At 64.2% G+C, this 1,015-nt stretch carries 2 protein-coding genes; one reads left to right on the top strand and one right to left on the bottom strand.

Features of this window, described 5'->3' with window-relative positions; genetic code table 11:
• Nucleotides 1-195 (top strand): hypothetical protein (locus DBR22_RS24175; RefSeq protein WP_219928138.1); only part of this gene is annotated, 195 nt, incomplete at its 5' end.
• A 72-nt stretch (nt 196-267) separates the two neighbouring features.
• Here DBR22_RS24175 and DBR22_RS18680 read toward each other — a convergent pair.
• A partial coding sequence (locus DBR22_RS18680) for a sensor histidine kinase (RefSeq protein ID WP_146187570.1) occupies nt 268-1,015 on the bottom strand: 748 nt, incomplete at its 5' end.

Raw genomic sequence — 1,015 nt, 5'->3', positions numbered from 1 at the left:
AAATCCAGCAGGCACGCCACACTGCCGCCGATTATTCAGCGCACTCCTAGCGCGCTACTCACAGCACGCGCCTCCTGGCAACGAAAGCAAACAGGCAGCACACGGCAAACCTGGCAGAACCGCAGTCAGGAAGCCCAGCAAGTTTCAGACAGTGATGGCCGCGATCCTCCAGGGATCGCGGCCATCACTGCTTAACGGCGGCAGGTACTTCGTCCGGGCTGGCTGTCCCGTCCTGACCCGCAGGCTCAGGACGGGACAGCCAGGGAGCTAGCGCGGCGCCAGGCTCAGCCGGATCTGGACTGCAGTACCGCCACCGTCGCGGGGACGCCACTGAATGGAACCGCCCAGCTCACTGGTGACAAGCGTGCGCACGATCTGGAGCCCCAGCCCCTCCACGTGCGGAGTGTCGGGGAGCCCCACCCCGTCGTCGGCAACGGTGACGGTGAGCAGTTCCTCGCCGTCTTCCTCTTCGGAACGGTCCGCTATCAGCCACACGGTCCCCGCACGTCCCTCGAGCCCGTGTTCGACGGCGTTGGTCACCAACTCGTTAATGACCAGGGCCAGCGGGGTGGCAAAGTCGCTGGGCAGTTCGCCGAAAAGCCCTGAACGCTCGGTCTTTACCTGTTGTGAGGGTGAAGCGACCTCGGCGGACAGCCTGAACTGGCGGCCGATGAGCTCATCAAAATCGACGCTCTGCGCCAACCCCTGTGAGAGCGTCTCGTGGACCAGAGCGATGGTGGCGACACGCCGCATCGCCTGCTCGAGGCCCTGTTTGGCCTCGTCGCTTACCATTCTCCGGGATTGCATCCGCAGCAGCGCGGCAACTGTCTGCAGATTGTTCTTTACCCTGTGGTGGATCTCACGGATGGTGGCATCCTTGGTGACGAGTTCCATCTCACGGCGCCGGAGTTCGGACACGTCGCGGCAGAGCACCAGGGCGCCAAACCGTTGCTGCTCGTCCCGCAGCGGGATGGCCCGGAGTGAAAGGCTCACGCCGCGGGACTCGATCTCACTG

This window comes from Arthrobacter sp. HMWF013, assembly GCF_003061105.1.
Classification (GTDB): Bacteria; Actinomycetota; Actinomycetes; order Actinomycetales; family Micrococcaceae; genus Arthrobacter.
The sequence above is the reverse complement of the archived record's forward strand: the minus strand, read 5'-3'. Positions and strand labels throughout refer to the sequence as shown.